The 17,172-nt window shown below is 59.9% G+C and carries 14 protein-coding genes and 2 riboswitches; of the genes, 12 read left to right on the forward strand and 2 right to left on the reverse strand.

Going from position 1 to position 17,172, the window contains the following annotated elements; all coding sequences use genetic code 11:
- Both IHN22_RS09185 and rsfS read left to right on the forward strand, forming a co-directional pair.
- Positions 1–1,346: LCP family protein (locus IHN22_RS09185; protein WP_191434908.1), on the forward strand; the 1,346-nt coding region annotated here is incomplete at its 5' end.
- Between the two features lie 12 nt (positions 1,347–1,358).
- Positions 1,359–1,721, forward strand: coding sequence for a ribosome silencing factor (rsfS, locus tag IHN22_RS09190; RefSeq protein WP_087266931.1), 363 nt, complete (start codon positions 1,359–1,361; stop codon positions 1,719–1,721).
- Between the two features lie 40 nt (positions 1,722–1,761).
- Here the strand turns inward: rsfS and IHN22_RS09195 are convergent, their stop codons facing one another.
- Positions 1,762–2,928, reverse strand: coding sequence for a tRNA(Met) cytidine acetate ligase (locus IHN22_RS09195; protein ID WP_087330845.1), 1,167 nt, complete (start codon positions 2,926–2,928; stop codon positions 1,762–1,764).
- Between the two features lie 171 nt (positions 2,929–3,099).
- On the opposite strand from IHN22_RS09195, the gene IHN22_RS09200 reads away from it, so the two are divergent.
- From IHN22_RS09200 to IHN22_RS09230, 7 genes are all read left to right on the forward strand, one after another.
- Positions 3,100–4,296 carry an acetate/propionate family kinase gene (locus IHN22_RS09200; protein ID WP_191434909.1) on the forward strand — a complete coding sequence of 399 codons (1,197 nt, stop codon included), beginning with the start codon at positions 3,100–3,102 and terminating at the stop codon, positions 4,294–4,296.
- Between the two features lie 282 nt (positions 4,297–4,578).
- Positions 4,579–5,196, forward strand: a complete 618-nt coding sequence (locus tag IHN22_RS09205; protein ID WP_207733076.1) for a TetR/AcrR family transcriptional regulator — start codon at positions 4,579–4,581, stop codon at positions 5,194–5,196.
- A gap of 15 nt (positions 5,197–5,211) precedes the next feature.
- Entirely contained in the window at positions 5,212–6,876 is a 1,665-nt protein-coding gene (locus IHN22_RS09210) for an efflux RND transporter periplasmic adaptor subunit (protein ID WP_191434913.1), read from the forward strand.
- Between the two features lie 3 nt (positions 6,877–6,879).
- Positions 6,880–7,635, forward strand: a complete 756-nt coding sequence (locus IHN22_RS09215; RefSeq protein ID WP_087187688.1) for an ABC transporter ATP-binding protein — start codon at positions 6,880–6,882, stop codon at positions 7,633–7,635.
- Complete coding sequence (locus IHN22_RS09220; RefSeq protein WP_191434915.1) at positions 7,632–8,864, forward strand: ABC transporter permease; 1,233 nt, start codon at positions 7,632–7,634, stop codon at positions 8,862–8,864. Before IHN22_RS09215 ends, IHN22_RS09220 begins: the two co-directional genes overlap by 4 nt.
- Before the next feature lie 88 nt (positions 8,865–8,952).
- A complete protein-coding gene (locus IHN22_RS09225) occupies positions 8,953–10,842 on the forward strand; it encodes an S-layer homology domain-containing protein (RefSeq protein WP_191434917.1) in 1,890 nt (629 codons plus the stop codon).
- Positions 10,843–10,981: 139 nt separating this feature from the next.
- Complete coding sequence (locus tag IHN22_RS09230) at positions 10,982–11,704, forward strand: peptidoglycan DD-metalloendopeptidase family protein (protein ID WP_191434918.1); 723 nt, start codon at positions 10,982–10,984, stop codon at positions 11,702–11,704.
- Between the two features lie 43 nt (positions 11,705–11,747).
- Here the strand turns inward: IHN22_RS09230 and IHN22_RS09235 are convergent, their stop codons facing one another.
- Positions 11,748–13,115, reverse strand: coding sequence for an alanine/glycine:cation symporter family protein (locus IHN22_RS09235; protein ID WP_087187692.1), 1,368 nt, complete (start codon positions 13,113–13,115; stop codon positions 11,748–11,750).
- Positions 13,116–13,231: 116 nt separating this feature from the next.
- A riboswitch (glycine riboswitch) is annotated at positions 13,232–13,323 on the reverse strand.
- A riboswitch (glycine riboswitch) is annotated at positions 13,324–13,411 on the reverse strand.
- Positions 13,412–13,817: 406 nt separating this feature from the next.
- Between IHN22_RS09235 and prfB the strand changes: the two genes are divergently transcribed.
- From prfB to IHN22_RS09250, 3 genes are all read left to right on the forward strand, one after another.
- Positions 13,818–14,939 (forward strand): peptide chain release factor 2, encoded by a 1,122-nt coding sequence (gene prfB / locus IHN22_RS09240; RefSeq protein WP_087266901.1) that lies wholly within the window; start codon positions 13,818–13,820, stop codon positions 14,937–14,939.
- A 27-nt stretch (positions 14,940–14,966) separates the two neighbouring features.
- Positions 14,967–16,073, forward strand: a complete 1,107-nt coding sequence (locus IHN22_RS09245) for a glycosyltransferase family 4 protein (protein WP_087187694.1) — start codon at positions 14,967–14,969, stop codon at positions 16,071–16,073.
- Between the two features lie 20 nt (positions 16,074–16,093).
- On the forward strand, positions 16,094–17,172 hold a 1,079-nt coding region (locus IHN22_RS09250), incomplete at its 3' end, for a hypothetical protein (RefSeq protein WP_191434920.1).

Here is a 17,172-nt window from a genome sequence, read left to right on the forward strand (position 1 = left end):
CCTATAAGCTGCTGGTGGTCAAGCCGGAGATTCCCAATGTAGCGCCCCCCGATGCGGAGGAATCTGCCGGAATGGAGATGACGGGACCGAAACTGTCCGGCGACCGGAAGGAGGAGTTCTACACCTTCCTGGTGGTGGGACGGGATACCGGCGGCGGCGGCAACACCGACACCATTATGGTCATGTCCTACGACATTCCCAACCAGCAGCTCAATGTGCTGAATATTCCCCGTGATACTATGGTCAATGTGCCCTGGGACGTGAAGAAGATCAATTCCGTCTACAACTGGGCTTCCAACTACGACAGGGATGGCATCGATTATCTGAAGGAGGAGATCTCCTACCTGATCGGATTCCAGCCTGACTTCACCATGGTAGTGGAGTGGGAGGCCGTGGGCGAGTTGGTGGATGCCGTCGGCCCGGTGTGGTTTGATGTGCCCTACGATATGAACTATGACGACGGCACCCAGGATCTCTATATTCATCTGGAGGCCGGCCCTCAGGAGATCGACGGCGACGAGGCCATGCAGTTGCTGCGTTGGCGGAAGAATAACAAGATTGAAAACGGCAAGCTGATCGTCTACGGCGGTTACCCTTCCGGCGATCTGGGCCGTATCCAGACCCAGCAGGATTTCCTGAAGGCGGTTATTGAGACCTGTCTGAACAACTTGACTGTGGATAAGATCCCCGCCCTGGCTCAGATCTTCTTCAATAATGTGGATACCCGCGGCACTCTTACCGTGAATAACCTGGCCTGGTTTGCCCAGGAGGCCATTCTGGGCGGGCTGAGCATGGAGAATGTCAACTTTATGACCCTGCCCTGTGAGGGCGTTTACGTCTATAGCCGGACGGTGGGCAACAAGCAGTCCTATGTGACCCCCATCCAGGATCAGACCCTGGAAATGATCAACACCTATTTCAACCCCTATCTGGAGGACATCCGGTTGGATCAGCTGGATCTGATGAGCGTCAATGACGACGGGTCTCTGTCCTCCACCAGCGGCCATGTGGAGGACACCTATGCGGCTAAGCCTCAGGGCGGCAGCTCCAGCAGTTCGTCCGGTTCTTCCAGTTCGAACAGTTCCAGCGGCTCGGGCAGCTCCAACACAACGACCAAGCCCAGCAGCACGCCCAAGCCGGAAGTGACTTCCACGCCCAGGCCCAGTAACAGTCCGGCAGCCAGTGCGCAGCCCTCCGCGACCCCGGCTTCCACACCCAGTCCCACGGCCAGTGCGCAGCCCTCTGCGACCCCGGCGCCTACCCCAACTCCGGCCCCTACGCCGGCAGCCACACCCGCTCCTGAATCGACACCGGAGATTGGTCCGGGCATGGAGCCTGTGGAGTAAAGGAGAGATTTTATGTTAACACCTAAGGAAATTGCCCTGCTGGCCGCCAAAGCGCTGGACAGTAAGAAGGGCCTGGATATTAAGGTGCTGGAGACCGGTCATCTGACCACGCTGGCCGACTATTTCGTGCTGTGCTCCGCCACCTCCACCACCCAGATCAAGGCCCTGGCCGACGTCTGTGAGAAGGAACTGAAAGACGCCGGCGAGCCTCCCCACCATGTGGAGGGCCACCGGGGCGGCATCTGGATTCTGCTGGACTTCTCCTCCGTGGTGGTCCACATCTTCAACGAGGAGGCCAGAGAGTTTTACGATCTGGAGCGCCTGTGGAGCGACGCCACCCCTGTGGACCTGTCCGGTGTGCTCACGGAAAACTAAAGCAGTAAAAAAGTGTCGCGGGATTTCCCGCGACACTTTTTTATTTTATGATGACTGGGCTGGAGGTCCACTCCAAGCCGCAGGGCCTGGGTATAGGGAAGCACAGACCGTACAGGTCGGTGTATCGGACTTCCGCCTCAAAGAGCTGGCGGGCCGGACCGGTCAGGTCCCTGGCCTGAGCGGGCTTGGTCAGAATGGGGAGGGGACAGGTTCTTTTCATCTCCTTCAGAAGTGCCTGTCCCCGGCTGTTGAGCCCCAGCACCCGCACATAGGGGGGCAGCGCGGGACGATCCGTGGTCAGCCCCAAAAAGGCGGACAGAGCCAGCCGCCGGAGTCGGGCGTGGGTATAGCGCTTGGTTTTGGCAAGGGAGTAGAATTCATCCAGGGAGAGGGCCTGTCGGGCGGCGCGGACCAGACGTTCCGGCAGGCCTTCTGCCGCGCCGCTGTCGGGGAGGGCGGCCCAGTCTGAGGCGTCCATGGTGCGCAGTTTGGCCAGAATGGCCCGCTCGATATGGGACAGGGAGGATATCGCCCCCATCTGGTCCAGAGCGTTGGGGCGTACCAGCAGGGCGGCTTCCTCTTGCTGTCCGCTCCGCAGTAGTCGCCGGATCTGGGTAGCGGAAGCGAAACCCTCCACCGTCCGGCTGCTGTTATGCTCCGCCCCCCGGCGGGGTACCGTTACTACCTCCATGGAGGCGGACAGATGGCGGAGGGCCCGCAGGTATTCCACCCCCAGGTTGTTGTTTGGGGTGGACAGGCAGGAACAATTTGCAGCCTCCTGCCGGGCGGCGGGAAAGGACAGCCCCTTGCCCAGAGCTGCCCGCAGCCTGGCAGGGAAGTCCGGGGCATCCAGAGCCTCCGCTGCCTGGCGCAGTTCATCAGCGCTGCCGCACTCGCTGCCAAAGGAGAGGGTATCTACCACCCCGGTGGCAGCCAGAATCGACACCGCTCCCCGGGCAAAGGCCTCTGCTGAGGCCATGGCCCAGGGGGTGGGCAGCTCCAGCACCAGATCGGCGCCCCCCTCCAGAGCCAGTCCAGCACGGGTCCATTTGTCCGTAACGGCGCAATCCGCCCCCTGTACCCAGTGGCCGCTCATGACGCACACCACCGGCCGGTCCTCCTCCAGCAGGCGGCGGGTCTGGGCGATGTGCCAGGCGTGGCCCAGGTGGAATGGATTGTATTCCGCAACGATGCCTACAGCGGTCATGGCTTTTCCTCCAGAACGAGAGTAAAATTTCTCTCCCTTTCAGTCAAAATGTGGGTTGTTCTTTGTGAAAAAAAGGGATAAAATAAAACTGATATGTTTCTGTTATTGTACTACGGGAACGCCTGGCTCTCAAGCCATAGTTTATCAGGAAATGTAAGGAGAGATGGAACCATGAAAGTTCTGGTCATCAACGCTGGCAGCTCTTCCCTCAAGTATCAGCTCATGGACCCCGCCACCCGTGAGGTGCTGGCCAAGGGCCTGTGTGAGCGCATCGGCATCGACGGCCGCCTGACCCATAAGGTCCCCGCCAAGGCCGCCAAGTATGAGTTCGAGATCCCCATGCCCACCCATGCCGAGGCCATTCAGGCCGTGCTGGACGCTCTGCTCTCCAGCGAGCACGGCGTGATCAAGAGTGCCTCCGAGATCGACGCTGTGGGTCACCGCGTGGTGCACGGCGGCGAGAAGTTCGCCTCCTCCGTGCTCATCACCGACGAGGTCATGGCTGCTCTGGAGGAGTGCATCCCCCTGGCCCCTCTCCACAATCCTGCCAACATCACCGGCATCCGTGCCTGCCAGAAGGTCATGCCCGGCGTGCCCATGGTGGGCGTGTTCGACACCGCCTTCCATCAGACCATGCCCGCCAAGAGCTACATCTATGCTCTGCCCTACGAGTACTATGAGAAGGATAAGGTCCGCCGCTACGGCTTCCACGGCACCTCTCACCGCTATGTTTCCGCCCGGGCTGCCGCTATGCTGGGCAAGCCCATTGAGGAGCTGAAGATCATCACCTGCCACCTGGGCAACGGCTCCTCCGTGACCGCTGTGGACTGCGGCAAGAGCGTGGACACCTCCATGGGCTTCACCCCCCTGGCCGGTCTGCCCATGGGCACCCGCTCCGGCGATCTGGACGCCGGCATCATGGAGTACCTGATGAACAAGTATGGCTACGACATGAAGGAAATGATGACCATCCTCAACAAGAAGTCCGGCGTGCTGGGTATCTCCGGTGTGTCCTCCGACTTCCGCGACATTGAGAACGCCGCCGAGGAGGGCAACAAGCAGGCTGCTCTGGCTCTGGAGGCCTTCCAGTATGGCGTGAAGAAGCTCATCGGCGCCTATGCTGCCGCCATGGGCGGTGTGGACGCCATCGTGTTCACCGCCGGCGTGGGCGAGAACGATGCCAACACCCGTATGGCCGCCGCTTCCGGCCTGGAGTTCATGGGCGTGAAGATGGACGCCGAGGCCAACAACGTCCGTGGTAAGGAGACCGTGATCTCCGCCGCCGACTCCAAGGTGAAGGTCCTCCTCATCCCCACCGACGAGGAGCTCATGATCGCCATGGATACCGCCGCCATTGTGGGCAAGTAAGGAAAACAGAATATCGTTCCATTCAAAGGGGCGCTGCCATACAGCGCCCCTTTTTGCGTCAAAAACGGGAAAACGGCAGGATCGCGTTGCTGCCGCCCCTATTCTTTTAGAAAAATTTCATCTTTTTTTTATGGAAGCTTTGGGAAGGGTCTGCTATCCTGTCTGACGGAATGGTTGGGAACAAATTGTGAATTCTGCGCCCGCCCTGTTGACATATGACAGCTTGTCGGATTAAGATAATACGACAGGTTGTCAGGTCTGGAGGGAAGCACTGTGCCAAGTATGACCTTTTTTCATCTGCCGGCAGAAAAGCGGGAGCGCCTGCTGGCGGCGGCCCGGGCGGAATTTGTCCGGGTACCTTATGAGGATGCCTCCATCAACCGGATGATCCGGGAGGCGGGCATTCCCAGGGGCAGCTTCTATATGTACTTTACCGACAAGGAGGACTTGTTCCGCTATCTGATGGAGTCCTATGGCCAGCAGCTGGTGGAGCAGGTGGAGGAATGGCTGGACCGGGACGGCGGCGATTTGTTTCAGGCCTTTCTGGACCTGTTTGACTATCTGCAGGCCAACCGGAACAGCGATGATTTCCGGGAGATGGCGGCCATCCTCCGCCGCAATCAGCGGCTTCAGCCGGGATTGATCCTCAACCGGCAGGGGCCCTGCGCCATTGTGGACCGCCTGCGGGACAAGATTGATCTGTCTCGTTTGGATCTGCGCAGCGAGACTGATCTGCCTGATCTGTTTCACCTGCTGATCTCCGCAGTGGCGGGGACCATGCTGACGGCAGAGCAGGACGGCGGCATGGAGCAGGCCAGAGCCAGGCTGATTCGTATTTTGGGGATCTTACAGCGGGGCGTAGCTGCAAAAGAGGCTGTGCCCGGCCGGGGACAGCAATGAAAAGGAGAAACGACCATGGAAGCAACCCAAGTAAAATCGGAAACCACAGCGGCGCCCAAGGAGGATCAGAAAAAACTCCCGGAGTTTAAGGCGCCCAAAAAGAAGCGCAAGTGGGTCAAGCGGGTGATCGCCCTGGTGGTGATCGTGGTGATCATTGCCTTCCTGCTTTCCCGCTGTATGGGTGCGGGCAAGCAGATCATCAGCAGTGCCTATTTGCCCTACACGGCCTCCATGCAGGATATGACGGTGTCCGTGTCGGGTACCGGTACCATTGAACCCATCCAGTCCTACAACGTGACCACTCTGGTCAGCGGCGAGATTCTGGAGGCCCCCTTCGAAGAGGGACAGACGGTACATAAGGGCGACGTGCTCTTCCGCATCGATGCCAAGGATGTGGAGAACAACATTGAGCAGCTCCAGCTCAATGTCCGCTCGGCTCAGCTCACCCTGGACGATCTGCTCAAGACCCAGAGCGACAACCAGAAGGACCGGAACATTACCGCCAAGGACGCCGGCGTTATCACCGAACTGCACGTGGAGCAGGGGGACACCGTTACGGTGGGTACTGTGATCGCCGACGTGCTGGACCGGGATCACATGAAGCTGAAGGTACCCTTCCATGCGGCGGACGCCGCCGGCTTCTATGTGGGACAGACCGCCACGGTAACCGTGAATGGCACCGGTTCTACCCTGACCGGCACAGTGGCTGAGATTGCCGCCACCGATGAGGTGGGAGCGGGCGGCACTCTGGTGCGCCAGGTAACCATTCAGGTCAACAACCCGGGTGTGTTGTCCGAGACCAGCCAGGGCACGGCCTCCATCGGCGGCGCGGCCTGCGCGGCCAGCTCCAACTTTACCTATGCGGCCTCCGCCCAGATCACAGCAAAGGCCTCCGGTGACCTGGATGTCCTCAATGTGAAGGAGGGGGACCGGGTCAGTGTGGGGCAGGTCATCGGTGTGATCGCCGAAGCGGATCTGGACACCCAGATCGAAAACGCCAGGATCGCCCTGGAAAATGCCCAGCTCTCCCTGAAAAACGCCCAGGAAAAGCTGGACGACTATACCATCACCTCCACCATCGACGGTCAGGTCATTGAGAAGAACCTTGATGTGGGAGACAACATCAACGGTATGTCCAGCTCCGGCACCACCGTAACCTATCCCGCCGTGATCTATGACCGCTCCCAGCTCACCTTTGAGATGGATATTGACGAACAGGACATCAGCCAGATCCAGGTGGGCCAGAAGGTGGAGATCACTGCCGATGCTCTGGACGGGCAGAGTTTCACCGGCGTGGTGGATAAGATCAACATCAACGGCACCACCGCCAGCGGACACACCAGCTATCCGGTCACTGTTCTGGTGGATGGCTCTCCTGAAGAACTGTATCCCGGCATGAACGTTTCCGCCAAGATCATTGTGGAAGAGGTGGGCAATGTGCTCGTCCTGCCGGTGGAGGCTGTGGAGCGGGGGAATACTGTTCTGGTGGCCAAAGAGGGCTGCCTGGATGAAAAGGGAAATGTAGTGGATGTCACTGCCACAGAAGAGCGTCAGGTGACCCTGGGCCGCAACGACGACAACTACATCGAGATTGTGGACGGCCTGGAGGAGGGGGAAGTGATCCTGGCTCCCAGCCCTCAGGGGTCCAATATGATGGAAGCTATGATGGGGATGGGTTAAGCCATGGAACACCTCATTGAACTCAAAGACGTCTATAAGATCTACCAGATGGGTGAGGAGACCGTCCACGCTCTGGACGGCATCTCCCTGACGGTGGATCAGGGGGAATTTGTGGCCATTGTGGGCCAGTCGGGCTCCGGCAAGTCTACTGCCATGAATATCATCGGCTGTCTGGATGTGCCCACCTCCGGTACCTATCATTTGAGTGGGGTGGACGTGTCCACCATGGACGACGACCAGCAGGCCGAGATCCGCAACAAGATGCTGGGCTTTATCTTCCAGCAGTATAACCTCATACCAAAGCTCAATGTGCTGGAAAATGTGGAGCTGCCGCTGCTGTATGCCGGTGTGCCCGGCAGCGAGCGCCGGGAGCGGGCCCTTCAGGCTCTGGAACGGGTGGGACTGGCGGACAAGCGGAAGAATCTGCCCAGCCAGCTCTCCGGTGGTCAGCAGCAGCGGGTCTCCATTGCCCGCGCTCTGGCGGGAAATCCGTCGGTGATCCTGGCCGATGAGCCCACCGGCGCTCTGGATTCCCGCACCGGCCGGGAGGTGTTGGGCTTCCTTCAGAAGCTCAACGCAGAGGGAGACACCGTGGTCCTCATCACCCATGACAATTCCATTGCAGTAAGGGCCAAACGCATCGTCCGCCTTCAGGATGGACGAATCATCTATGACGGGGACGCCCACGATCCCAGGGCCGTGGTCCAGCCCGATCTGGAGGAGGAGCACGGCGGAGCCAGGGAGGTGCTGAATCTATGAAGATGGGGCAATCCTTCCGGCTGGCCATCAAGAGCCTGATGACCAGTAAGGTGCGGGCGCTGCTTACCATGCTGGGTATCATCATCGGCGTGGCAGCGGTCATCGTCATTGTTTCCCTGGGCAACGGGATGCAGCAGTACATGAACAGCCAGTTTGAGCAGATCGGTGTCAATATGATCCAGGTGGGGATCTACTCCTACGGCGGAAACCGGGAGGCCACGCCGGAGGACTTCTATGAGTTGGCGGAAAAATATCCTCAGTACATCGATTCGGTGAGTCCCTACCTCAGCGCTACCACCATTGTCCGCCAGGGCGCCCAGGAGTATGAGCGCACCAAGGTCTACGGCGTCAGCGAAACCATGTACAACAGCGAGAAGGGGCAGACAGCTACCGGCGACAAGCTGGAGGAAGGCCGCTTCCTCAGCTATGTGGATGTGGAAAAGAATCAAAAGGTGTGCGTGATTGGCAGCTACCTCAATGAGGATATGTTTGGCGGTCAGGGCCTGGGACAGACCCTGACCATAGGAGGCGTACCCTACACCGTCATCGGCACGCTGGCCCAGAAGGCGGATTCCACTGAGGGCAGCGGAGACGACCAGATCTATCTGCCCTATGGCCTGGTGGAGCAGATCAACGCTACCGGCAGCATGATGGGAATGAGCAGCAACGCCTACCTGGTCACCAGTACCAACAAGGATACCTCCGCCGCCGCCAAGGGTGTCATTGAGAATATGCTCTTTCGCATCTATGGGGACAGCAGTGCCTATCTGGTCATGACCTCGGCGGAAATGATGGACATGATGGACTCCATGCTGGGTGTGCTCATGACCATTCTGGTGGTTATTGCCGCTATTTCCCTGGTGGTGGGCGGCATCGGCATCATGAATATCATGCTGGTATCGGTGACCGAGCGCACCCGGGAGATCGGCATCCGGAAATCTCTGGGGGCCAAGGGCCGGGATATCCGCAGCCAGTTTATCATTGAGGCGGGTACCACCTCCGCCATCGGCGGCGTGATCGGTATCCTGTTTGGTATCCTGCTGGCCAATCTGTTTACCGCGGTGGTGGGAGTGGTGATGAGCGACGCCGAGGGCTTTGCCGCCATTCCCAATCTCAGCGGCATCCTGGTGTCCTTTGGCGTTTCGGTGGGCATCGGCGTCCTGTTCGGTTACCTGCCTGCCAACAAGGCGGCCAAACTCAACCCAATTGATGCGCTGCGGTACGACTGACAGATGGGGATGAACCTCTTGCCTCCTGCCTTCAGGGGGTATATACTTACGGTAACGAAGGCCCGTTTCCGTGGGAAGGAGAAAAAAGATGAAGCATAGACTGTTATCCGGATTGCTAGCCCTGGTTTTGGTATTGGGGCTGGCCCCCGGGGCGCTGGCGGCCCCTCCGGCCGAGGAGGAGGCTGCCCAGGTACTGGCTGCGCTGGACATTATGGTAGGAGATCAAAATGGTGATCTGGCCCTGGACCGTACCATTACCCGGGCGGAATTCACCAAAATGACAGTGGCGGCCTCCACCAGCCGGGATACGGTGGGGGATACGGTGGCTGTCAAGCCCTATCCGGACGTGCCCCAGACCCACTGGGCGGCTCCCTATGTGAAAGCCGCTGTGGACCTGGGCCTGGTTCAGGGCGATCTGTACGGCAACTTCAACCCCGACCAGAAGATCACTCTGGCGGAAGGGGTCACCATGGTACTGCGGCTGCTGGGCTATACTGACAGCGACTTTACCGGCGTTTGGCCCGCAGGCCAGATGGCTCAGTACCGGGCCCTGGATCTGGATGAGGGCGTGACCTGTGGGCAGAGTGAGAATATGACCCGTCGGGACGCTCTGTACCTGTTCTACAATCTGATGGTCACCAAGAACAAATCGGGGGTCTACCACCTGAATGTGCTGGAACCCACCCTGAATCTGGTGAATGCCGCCGGTGAGCTGGACCGGGTGGCTCTCACCAACTCTGCCATGGAGGGGCCGGTGGTGGCCTCCGCCAACTGGCAGGACGCCCTGCCCTTTCATGCTTCCACTGCCACGGTATACCGCAACAGCAAGGCGGCCACACTGGGCAGCATTCAGGAGCAGGATGTGCTCTACTGGTCCAAGTCCATGCGGACGGTGTGGGCTTACTCGGATAAGGCCACCGGTACCCTGGAGGCCCTCAGCCCCTCCGCTTCCGCGCCTACTTCGGTGACGGTAGCGGGCAAGACCTATGCCATCGAGACCACCTCCGCCGCCTATGCGCTGTCCGACCTGGGCAGCTATGCGGTGGGCGATCAGGTCACCCTGCTGCTGGGCCGCAACGGCGGCGTGGCCGCTCTGGGTGAGGCGCCCAGCGAGGGTGCGCTGATTTACGGCGTGATCACCAAGGTGGAAAACCTACCCTATGACGACGGAAACAACGGTACCTATACCGCCCGCACGGTGACGGTGGCGGCCACTGACGGCAGCAGCTACCGCTATCAGTGCAGTGAAAAGAGCCTGGAGGAGGGGGACCTGGTCCAGGTCATCACCGGCGACAGCCAGGTCCAGGTGAAGCGGCTGAGTACCGCCAAGCTGACCGGCAAGGTCAATTCCGATGGCACCAAGCTGAGCAGCTATGTGCTGGCGGATGATGTGCAGATCATTGATACCTATGAATCCCGCACTCCCATCCGGGTCTATCCCAGCCGCTTGGCGGGGGTGGAGCTGACCGGCAGCATGGTGCGCTACTATGCCCTCAACAGCGCCGGAGAGATCAGCCATCTGATCCTGGACGATGTGACCGGTGATCTGCACCAGTACGGCATCATTACCGATGTGAATGAGGTCAATGTGAGCCTGCCCACTGGCGGTTTCCAGATCTCTTCCGCTTACACTTATGATGTGGGCGGTCAGGAGCTGATGTTTGGCTCCGACTCCAAGATCTACAATCTGAAAACCGGTCCCTGCCAGGTCAAGATGGACAGTGATACCAATGTGGAGCGCCTGTACAACCTGAGTGAGCAGAAGCTGGACAGCGTTAGCGTCGGCGGGAACTTTGCCGTGGGGACTGACCGGCGGCAGTATGCCCTGTCTGAACAGGTGGTGGTCTATGTCTATGAAAACGGCGATTATTTGCCCTCCAGTCTGTCCAAGGTAACAGAGGATGGCTATACCCTTACCGGCTGGTACGACAAGAACGAGAGTGCCGGCGGCCGGATCCGCGTGATCGTGGCCCGGTAAGCCTCAGAAGAAAGAAACCCCGCCCCGCGGAGCTTATCTGGCTCTGTGGGGCGGGGGTCTTTAGAATACAGAAATTTCCGCTCGGTGTGTATAACCCCTCTCCGGCCTGTCCAAAATAAGGTCGGAGGTGCTGAAGAGTATGAAAAAATCATTCTACCACCGTTTCAGCGACTTTATCGAGGGAAAGGGATTTTACATCGTCCTGGCTCTCTGTCTTGCGGCCATCGGGCTTTCCGGCTGGTTCCTGTTCTCCTCCCTGACCGGGGAGCAGGAGGAGCAGCCTGTAGGCGGTACAGCCAGCATCACGGTGACCCCTGCCCCTACACCGGTTGCTACTGTAACGCCGGTGAAGCCCACCGTGACCGCTACCCCCAGACCCACGGCCACGGTTCCCGCCGTGGCCGCCACCCCCTCAGCCACAGTCCAGCCCACCCCCACGCCTAAGAGCGCCCCCACCTCTCTCACCTGGCCGGTGCAGGGAGAGGTGCTCACCAACTACAGCGTGGAGACCCTGGCCTATGACGTGACCATGGCTGACTGGCGCACCCACGCCGGTGTGGATATTGCCGCCGCCGCCGGCACGGAGGTCCGGGCTCCCGCCTCCGGTGTGGTGGTTGAGGTGACCGAGGATGTGATGCTGGGCACCACTGTGGTCATCGACCACGGCGGCGACCTGACCACAACCTGCGCCAATCTGGCCTCCGTTCCCACAGTGGAAGTGGGGGATGAGGTGACGGTAGGAGATATCATCGGCTCGGTGGGGAACACTGCCATTGCCGAGAGTGCCCTGGCCAGCCATCTGCATTTCAGTGTGGAGCGGGAGGGCCAGAGCGTGGACCCTATGGAACTGCTGAACGGATAACGGAAAAGAGCGCGCTGCGGAGTGCAGCGCGCTCTTTCTATTGTCAGCGATGCAGCTGATCCCCGGAGCCACGGGTGATCTTGACCACCAGGCCGCTGAGGGCCAGCAGACCGATCAGGTTGGGCAGCACCATCAGGCCGTTGAACATATCGGACAGACTCCAGACCAGATCCACTTTCAGGGTGGAACCTACCACGATAAAGACCACCACGATGACGGCGTATCCCTTGGCCGCCGTCTTGCCGAACAGGGCCTTCACGTTGACCTCGCCGAAGAAATACCAGCCGATGATGGTGGAGAAGGCGAAGAACAGCATACAGATGGCCACAAAGGCGTTGCCGAAGGAGCCAAAGGCGGCGTTGAAGGCGGCCTGGGCCAGGGCGGTACCCTGGAGGGGGCCGTTCACAGGCTGGAGCATACCGGAGGAGATGATGACCAGGGCAGTCAGGGTGAGCACCACAAAGGTGTCGATAAACACGCCCATCATGGCAATAATGCCCTGATCCTGGGGCTTTTCCACCTTGGCCATGGCGTGGGCGTGAGGGGTGGAGCCCATACCGGCTTCGTTGGAGAACAGGCCCCGGGCCACGCCGTACCGCATGGCCTCCCGCACACTCAGGCCCAGAGCGCCGCCAAACACCGCCTGGGGATCAAAGGCGCACACAAAGATGGAGCGCAGGGCGGAGAGCAGGGTCTCGTGGTTGATGCACAGGATGATGATGCAGCCTACAATGTAGAAGAAGGCCATAATGGGGACGATCTTCTCGGTGAAGGAGGCGATGCGCCGCACACCGCCCAGGAAGATAAAGGCGGCAATAACGGCCACCACAACGCCTACCACCAGCTTGGGAATACCGAAGGCGGTATGGAAGGCGTCGCCGATGGAATTGGACTGGACCATATTGCCCATAAAGCCCAGAGCCAGGATGATGGCGATGGCAAAGAAGCCGGACAGGAACTTGCCGAACTTGCCCCGGAAGGCCGCCCGGATGTAGTACAGGGGGCCGCCGGTGACATGGCCGTCGGCGTCGGTGGTGCGGAACCGCTGGGCAAGCACCGCCTCGGAATAGATGGTGGCCATGCCGAAGAAGGCGGACAGCCACATCCAGAAGATGGCGCCGGGGCCGCCGGAATACAGGGCGGTGGCGCAGCCGGTGATGTTGCCGGTGCCCACCTGGGCGGCAATGGCGGTGGTCAGAGCCTGGAAGGAGGACATACCCTCCTTGCCCGCCCGGGCGCCCTTCATGGAGAAGCCGCCGAACAGCCGGCGCATTCCTTCGCCGAATTTACGCAGCTGGATAAAGCCCAGCCGCACCGTAAAGAAAATACCGGTGGCTACCAGCAAAAAGAGCAGCGCATAGTCCCACAGCACGGTGTTGACCGCGCCCACCAGTCCTTCGATCCATTCCATTGTACTCTCTCCTCGTCTCTTGGAATTGCGGCAAAGAAAAGGGCCAAACCGCACACACACTGCGGTTTGGCCCTGAAATACAAGCAGAAAGACATCCGGTGAACCGGATGCCGCTGTTCTTCACTCTGTCCTTTTGCCTGAGAGATTCGTGCCCCATGGGGCACGTTGCACCTTCGGCATCCCCGCTGGGGGGACTTCTCCAGAGCCACATCCATCCACAGTCCTCATTTCCCGGGGGAAACGCCTGAGAGTTTTGCTCCTTCGGCAAGCCGTCGGCTTTTTCCTGTGGACTTCCTTTGTCGCTATGCGGCGGACGAATGTCCGTCCGATTTGATATGCAGAACTATAGCACGGGATGGGGGACTTGTCAAGCCCTTCCAAACGGTCGAAAGAGGGTGGGAAAAAGAGGAAAATCTGCGACAGAAACCGTGCACCTTCTCCCTGCCATCGGGCATATACTGATATGTACATCACCGGGAAGGAGGGAGCCAAATGAAGCAGTACCCGCATGATGACACCATTCAGTCCACCGGTCCCAGCGGAGACGTAGATGATCTGATCTTCTGTACCGATCCGGCCTGGTCCGCCAGCAGCCGATAAAAACCGCCCGCCTTCGGGCGGTTTTTTGGTGCCCCTCTCTTTACATCGGCCCTGCCGTTGGGTATAATAATATGGCTATTTTACGGAAATGAGAGTGGATCTATGTTACAGTTTGATGAATATAAGGTAAAGCTCAACAACCTGCGGCCCGAGCTGGACGAGCTGGAGCAGGCGTTGGGCCTGGAGGCCGCCCGGCGGGAGGCCGAGATGCTGGAGTCGGAGTCCGCCTCCGACGGCTTCTGGGACAACCTGGAGAAGGCCCAGAAGGTGCAGCAGCGGGTGAAGAACCTGCGGGACAAGATTGAGGGCCAGGAGAAGCGCCAGAGCCAGTGGGAGGACCTGATGACCCTGTGCGAGCTGGGCAATGAGATGGAGGACGAGAGCCTGGTGCCCGAGCTGGAGGAGGGCTTTGCCAAGCTGCAGGCCGACATGGAGGAGGCCAAGCTGTCCACCCTCTTCACCGGCGAGTACGACAACTCCAACGCCATCCTTACCTTCCACGCCGGCGCCGGCGGTACTGAGGCCCAGGACTGGGCCCAGATGCTCTTCCGGATGTACACCCGCTGGGCCGAGCGTCACGGCTTCACCTGCAAGACACTGGACTACTTGGACGGCGACGAGGCCGGTCTGAAGAGCGCCACCATCCTCATCGAGGGTGAGAACGCCTACGGCCACCTGCGCAGCGAGCACGGCGTTCACCGTCTGGTGCGGGTATCCCCCTTTGACGCCAATGCCCGGCGGCAGACCTCCTTTGCCGCCATTGAGGTCATGCCAGACCTGCCCGAGGACGCCGACGTGGAGATTCGGCCCGAGGACTACGAGATGCAGGTGTTCCGTTCCTCCGGCGCCGGCGGTCAGCACATCAACAAGACCTCTTCTGCCGTCCGACTGATCCACCATGCCACCGGTATCGTGGTGTCCTGTCAGACCGAGCGCAGCCAGTTCCAGAACAAGGACACCTGTCTGCGGATGCTGCGGGCCAAGCTGGTGGAGCTGAAGATGCAGCAGCACGCCGAGAAGATCTCCGACATCAAGGGCGTGCAGCTCAAGATCGAGTGGGGCAGCCAGATCCGGTCCTATGTGTTCATGCCCTATCAGCTGGTGAAGGATAACCGCACCGGCTATGAGACCAGCAACGTCAACGGCGTCATGGACGGCGATCTGGACGGCTTTATCAATGCCTACCTGAAGGCGGAGGCTACCGGCAACTGGGCGGAGAAATAATCCGCCGAAGGAAAAGGAGAATTTGCCATGCGCAAGGTACTCTATCTGCTCAACTATGCGGGCAAGGCGGGGACGGAGCGGTATGTGGAAACTCTGGTGAAGTACCTCTCGGCCGACGGATTGGTGCAGCCCTTCTTTGCCTATAACGAGGGCGGGCTGCTGGTGGAGCGGCTGGAGGCCATGGGGGTCCCCTGCCGCCAGGTCACCATGCGCCGCCGGTTCGATAAGCAGGCCGCCAGAGCGCTGGCCGACCTGTGCCGGGAGTGGGATATTGATCTCATCCACTGCCACTACCTGCGGGAACACTATACTGCCCTGCTGGCTAAAAAGTACAACAAAAAAATCCGGGTGGTGTACACCAACCACTTTGTGTTGGCCAACGACTTCATCACCCGGCTGTCCAACCGCTGGATGGACAAGCGGCAGGACCAGATGATCGCCGTGTGCAACAAGGGCAAGGAGCAGCTTATTGCCAACGGCTGGAGCGCCGACCGGATCCAGGTCATCTTCAACGCGGTGGATCTGGAAGCCTGGGCGGGGGACCGCTCGGAATCCACCCTTCGCTCCGAACTGGGTCTGCCCGAGGACCGGTTTGTCATGCTGTGCGCTTCCCGCTTTGCTGACGACAAGGGACATAAGTACCTCATTGACTCGGTGAAGCGGCTGACGGAGCTGACGGACAAGCCCTTTACCCTGGTGCTGGCGGGAGACGGCCCTCTGCTGGAACCCTCCAAGGCCCAGGTCAAGGAGCTGGGGCTGGAGGAGCAGGTGAAGTTCATCGGCTTCCGCAAGGATATCAAGAACCTGTACAAGGGCTCCGATCTGTACGTCAACTCCTCTCAGCATGAGGCACTGTCCTTCCTCATCATCGAGGCTATGGCCGCCGGCCTGCCGGTGATCGCCACCGATATGGGCGGCAATTCGGACATTGTAAATGACGAGGCGGGCTGCGGCCTGCTGGTGGCCTATGACGACCCCGACTCCATGGCGGGGGCCATGAAGCGGTTCCTGGAGGATCCGGATTTCAGAGCGGCCTGCCGGGAGAATGCCCTGCGGACCATCGAGGAGAAGTTTGAGATCCACAAGATGGCCAAGGTTACCTACGGTGTGTACGAAAAAGCCCTTCACGACTGATTCCAAGGAGTAAAAACCTGATGTCTATCGCAAAAAACAGCCTGTTTCTTCATTTTTTCCTGGCCTTCTGGCTGGGACTCAGACAGGCCTGGGCGGGCAGTCTGCCCGGACGGGCCTGCGCGGGCCTGGAGCGGTGGTTCACCCGGCAGCTGCGGGGGAGCATTCTCTTCCGTTTTGTCTGGCGGGAGGGAGTCATCCCAAAAGCCTGGCCGGACAGCCTGATCTGCAGGCTGCTCACCGCTATCATCAACATTCCCTGTGCCATCTGTAAGTGGCTTTACAAGATCGGCCGCCCAGTGTGGGACGGCAGCCTGTTCTGCCGCTTCCTGGGTGCCGTGGGCGGGGCCGGATTCTTCTTCCTGGGCCTGTTCATGCTGGTGATGCTGGTGGCCCCCCATGAGATGTGGAACAACACCTATGGTCTGCTGGGCGCGGTTGCGGTCACCGGTCTGTTCGTCATCGGCAGCGCCTCCCGGGCCAAGGATCGGCTGGAGCTGGATACCCTGGGGCCCTATATGAGCATCTATATGGCCTTTATCTGCATTGCCCTGGCCGGGTCCATCTCTACCCGCCTGTCCATGCGCTTCTTTGCCTTCCACATTACAGCCTTCCTGTTGGTGCTGCTGGTGGTAAGCTCCGTGCGGAAGTATGAGCAGCTCCAGCTGATGGTGGCCCTGGCGGTGCTGGGTATCTCCATCGCCTCCATTTACGGCTGCTACCAGGGATATATCGGCGTGGAGGTGGTGGCCTCCCAGCAGGATATGACCGTCAACGCCGGTATGCCCGGCCGGGTCTATTCTGTCTTTGACAACCCCAACAACTTTGCCGAGCAGCTGGTCATGCTGCTGCCTCTGGAGCTGGCCCTCTTCCTCAACTCCCACTGGCGGGGCAAGACACTCTCCCTGCTCGCCCTGTGCGTGGGCGTGGTGGCCATCGGCCTTACCTATGGCCGCTCCTGCTGGATCGGTCTGGCCCTGGCGGTAGTGGTGTTCCTGGCCCTCATCGACTGGCGGTGGGTGCCCCTGTTCATCGTGGCCGGACTGGTGGCCATCCCCTTCCTGCCGGAGACCATCTACAACCGCATTCTCCCCATCACCAA

This window comes from Flavonifractor sp. An112 (genome assembly GCF_904377885.1).
GTDB classification, from domain to species: Bacteria; Bacillota; Clostridia; order Oscillospirales; family Oscillospiraceae; genus Flavonifractor; species Flavonifractor avicola.

Excerpts from the sequence above, each read along its gene's own strand:
- rsfS (WP_087266931.1), top strand. The coding sequence starts at position 1,359 with ATGTTAACACCTAAGGAAATTGCCCTGCTGGCCGCCAAAGCGCTGGAC.
- IHN22_RS09195 (WP_087330845.1), bottom strand. The coding sequence starts at position 2,928 with ATGACCGCTGTAGGCATCGTTGCGGAATACAATCCATTCCACCTGGGC.
- IHN22_RS09200 (WP_191434909.1), top strand. The coding sequence starts at position 3,100 with ATGAAAGTTCTGGTCATCAACGCTGGCAGCTCTTCCCTCAAGTATCAG.
- IHN22_RS09205 (WP_207733076.1), top strand. The coding sequence starts at position 4,579 with ATGACCTTTTTTCATCTGCCGGCAGAAAAGCGGGAGCGCCTGCTGGCG.
- IHN22_RS09210 (WP_191434913.1), top strand. The coding sequence starts at position 5,212 with ATGGAAGCAACCCAAGTAAAATCGGAAACCACAGCGGCGCCCAAGGAG.
- IHN22_RS09215 (WP_087187688.1), top strand. The coding sequence starts at position 6,880 with ATGGAACACCTCATTGAACTCAAAGACGTCTATAAGATCTACCAGATG.
- IHN22_RS09220 (WP_191434915.1), top strand. The coding sequence starts at position 7,632 with ATGAAGATGGGGCAATCCTTCCGGCTGGCCATCAAGAGCCTGATGACC.
- IHN22_RS09225 (WP_191434917.1), top strand. The coding sequence starts at position 8,953 with ATGAAGCATAGACTGTTATCCGGATTGCTAGCCCTGGTTTTGGTATTG.
- IHN22_RS09230 (WP_191434918.1), top strand. The coding sequence starts at position 10,982 with ATGAAAAAATCATTCTACCACCGTTTCAGCGACTTTATCGAGGGAAAG.
- IHN22_RS09235 (WP_087187692.1), bottom strand. The coding sequence starts at position 13,115 with ATGGAATGGATCGAAGGACTGGTGGGCGCGGTCAACACCGTGCTGTGG.
- prfB (WP_087266901.1), top strand. The coding sequence starts at position 13,818 with ATGTTACAGTTTGATGAATATAAGGTAAAGCTCAACAACCTGCGGCCC.
- IHN22_RS09245 (WP_087187694.1), top strand. The coding sequence starts at position 14,967 with ATGCGCAAGGTACTCTATCTGCTCAACTATGCGGGCAAGGCGGGGACG.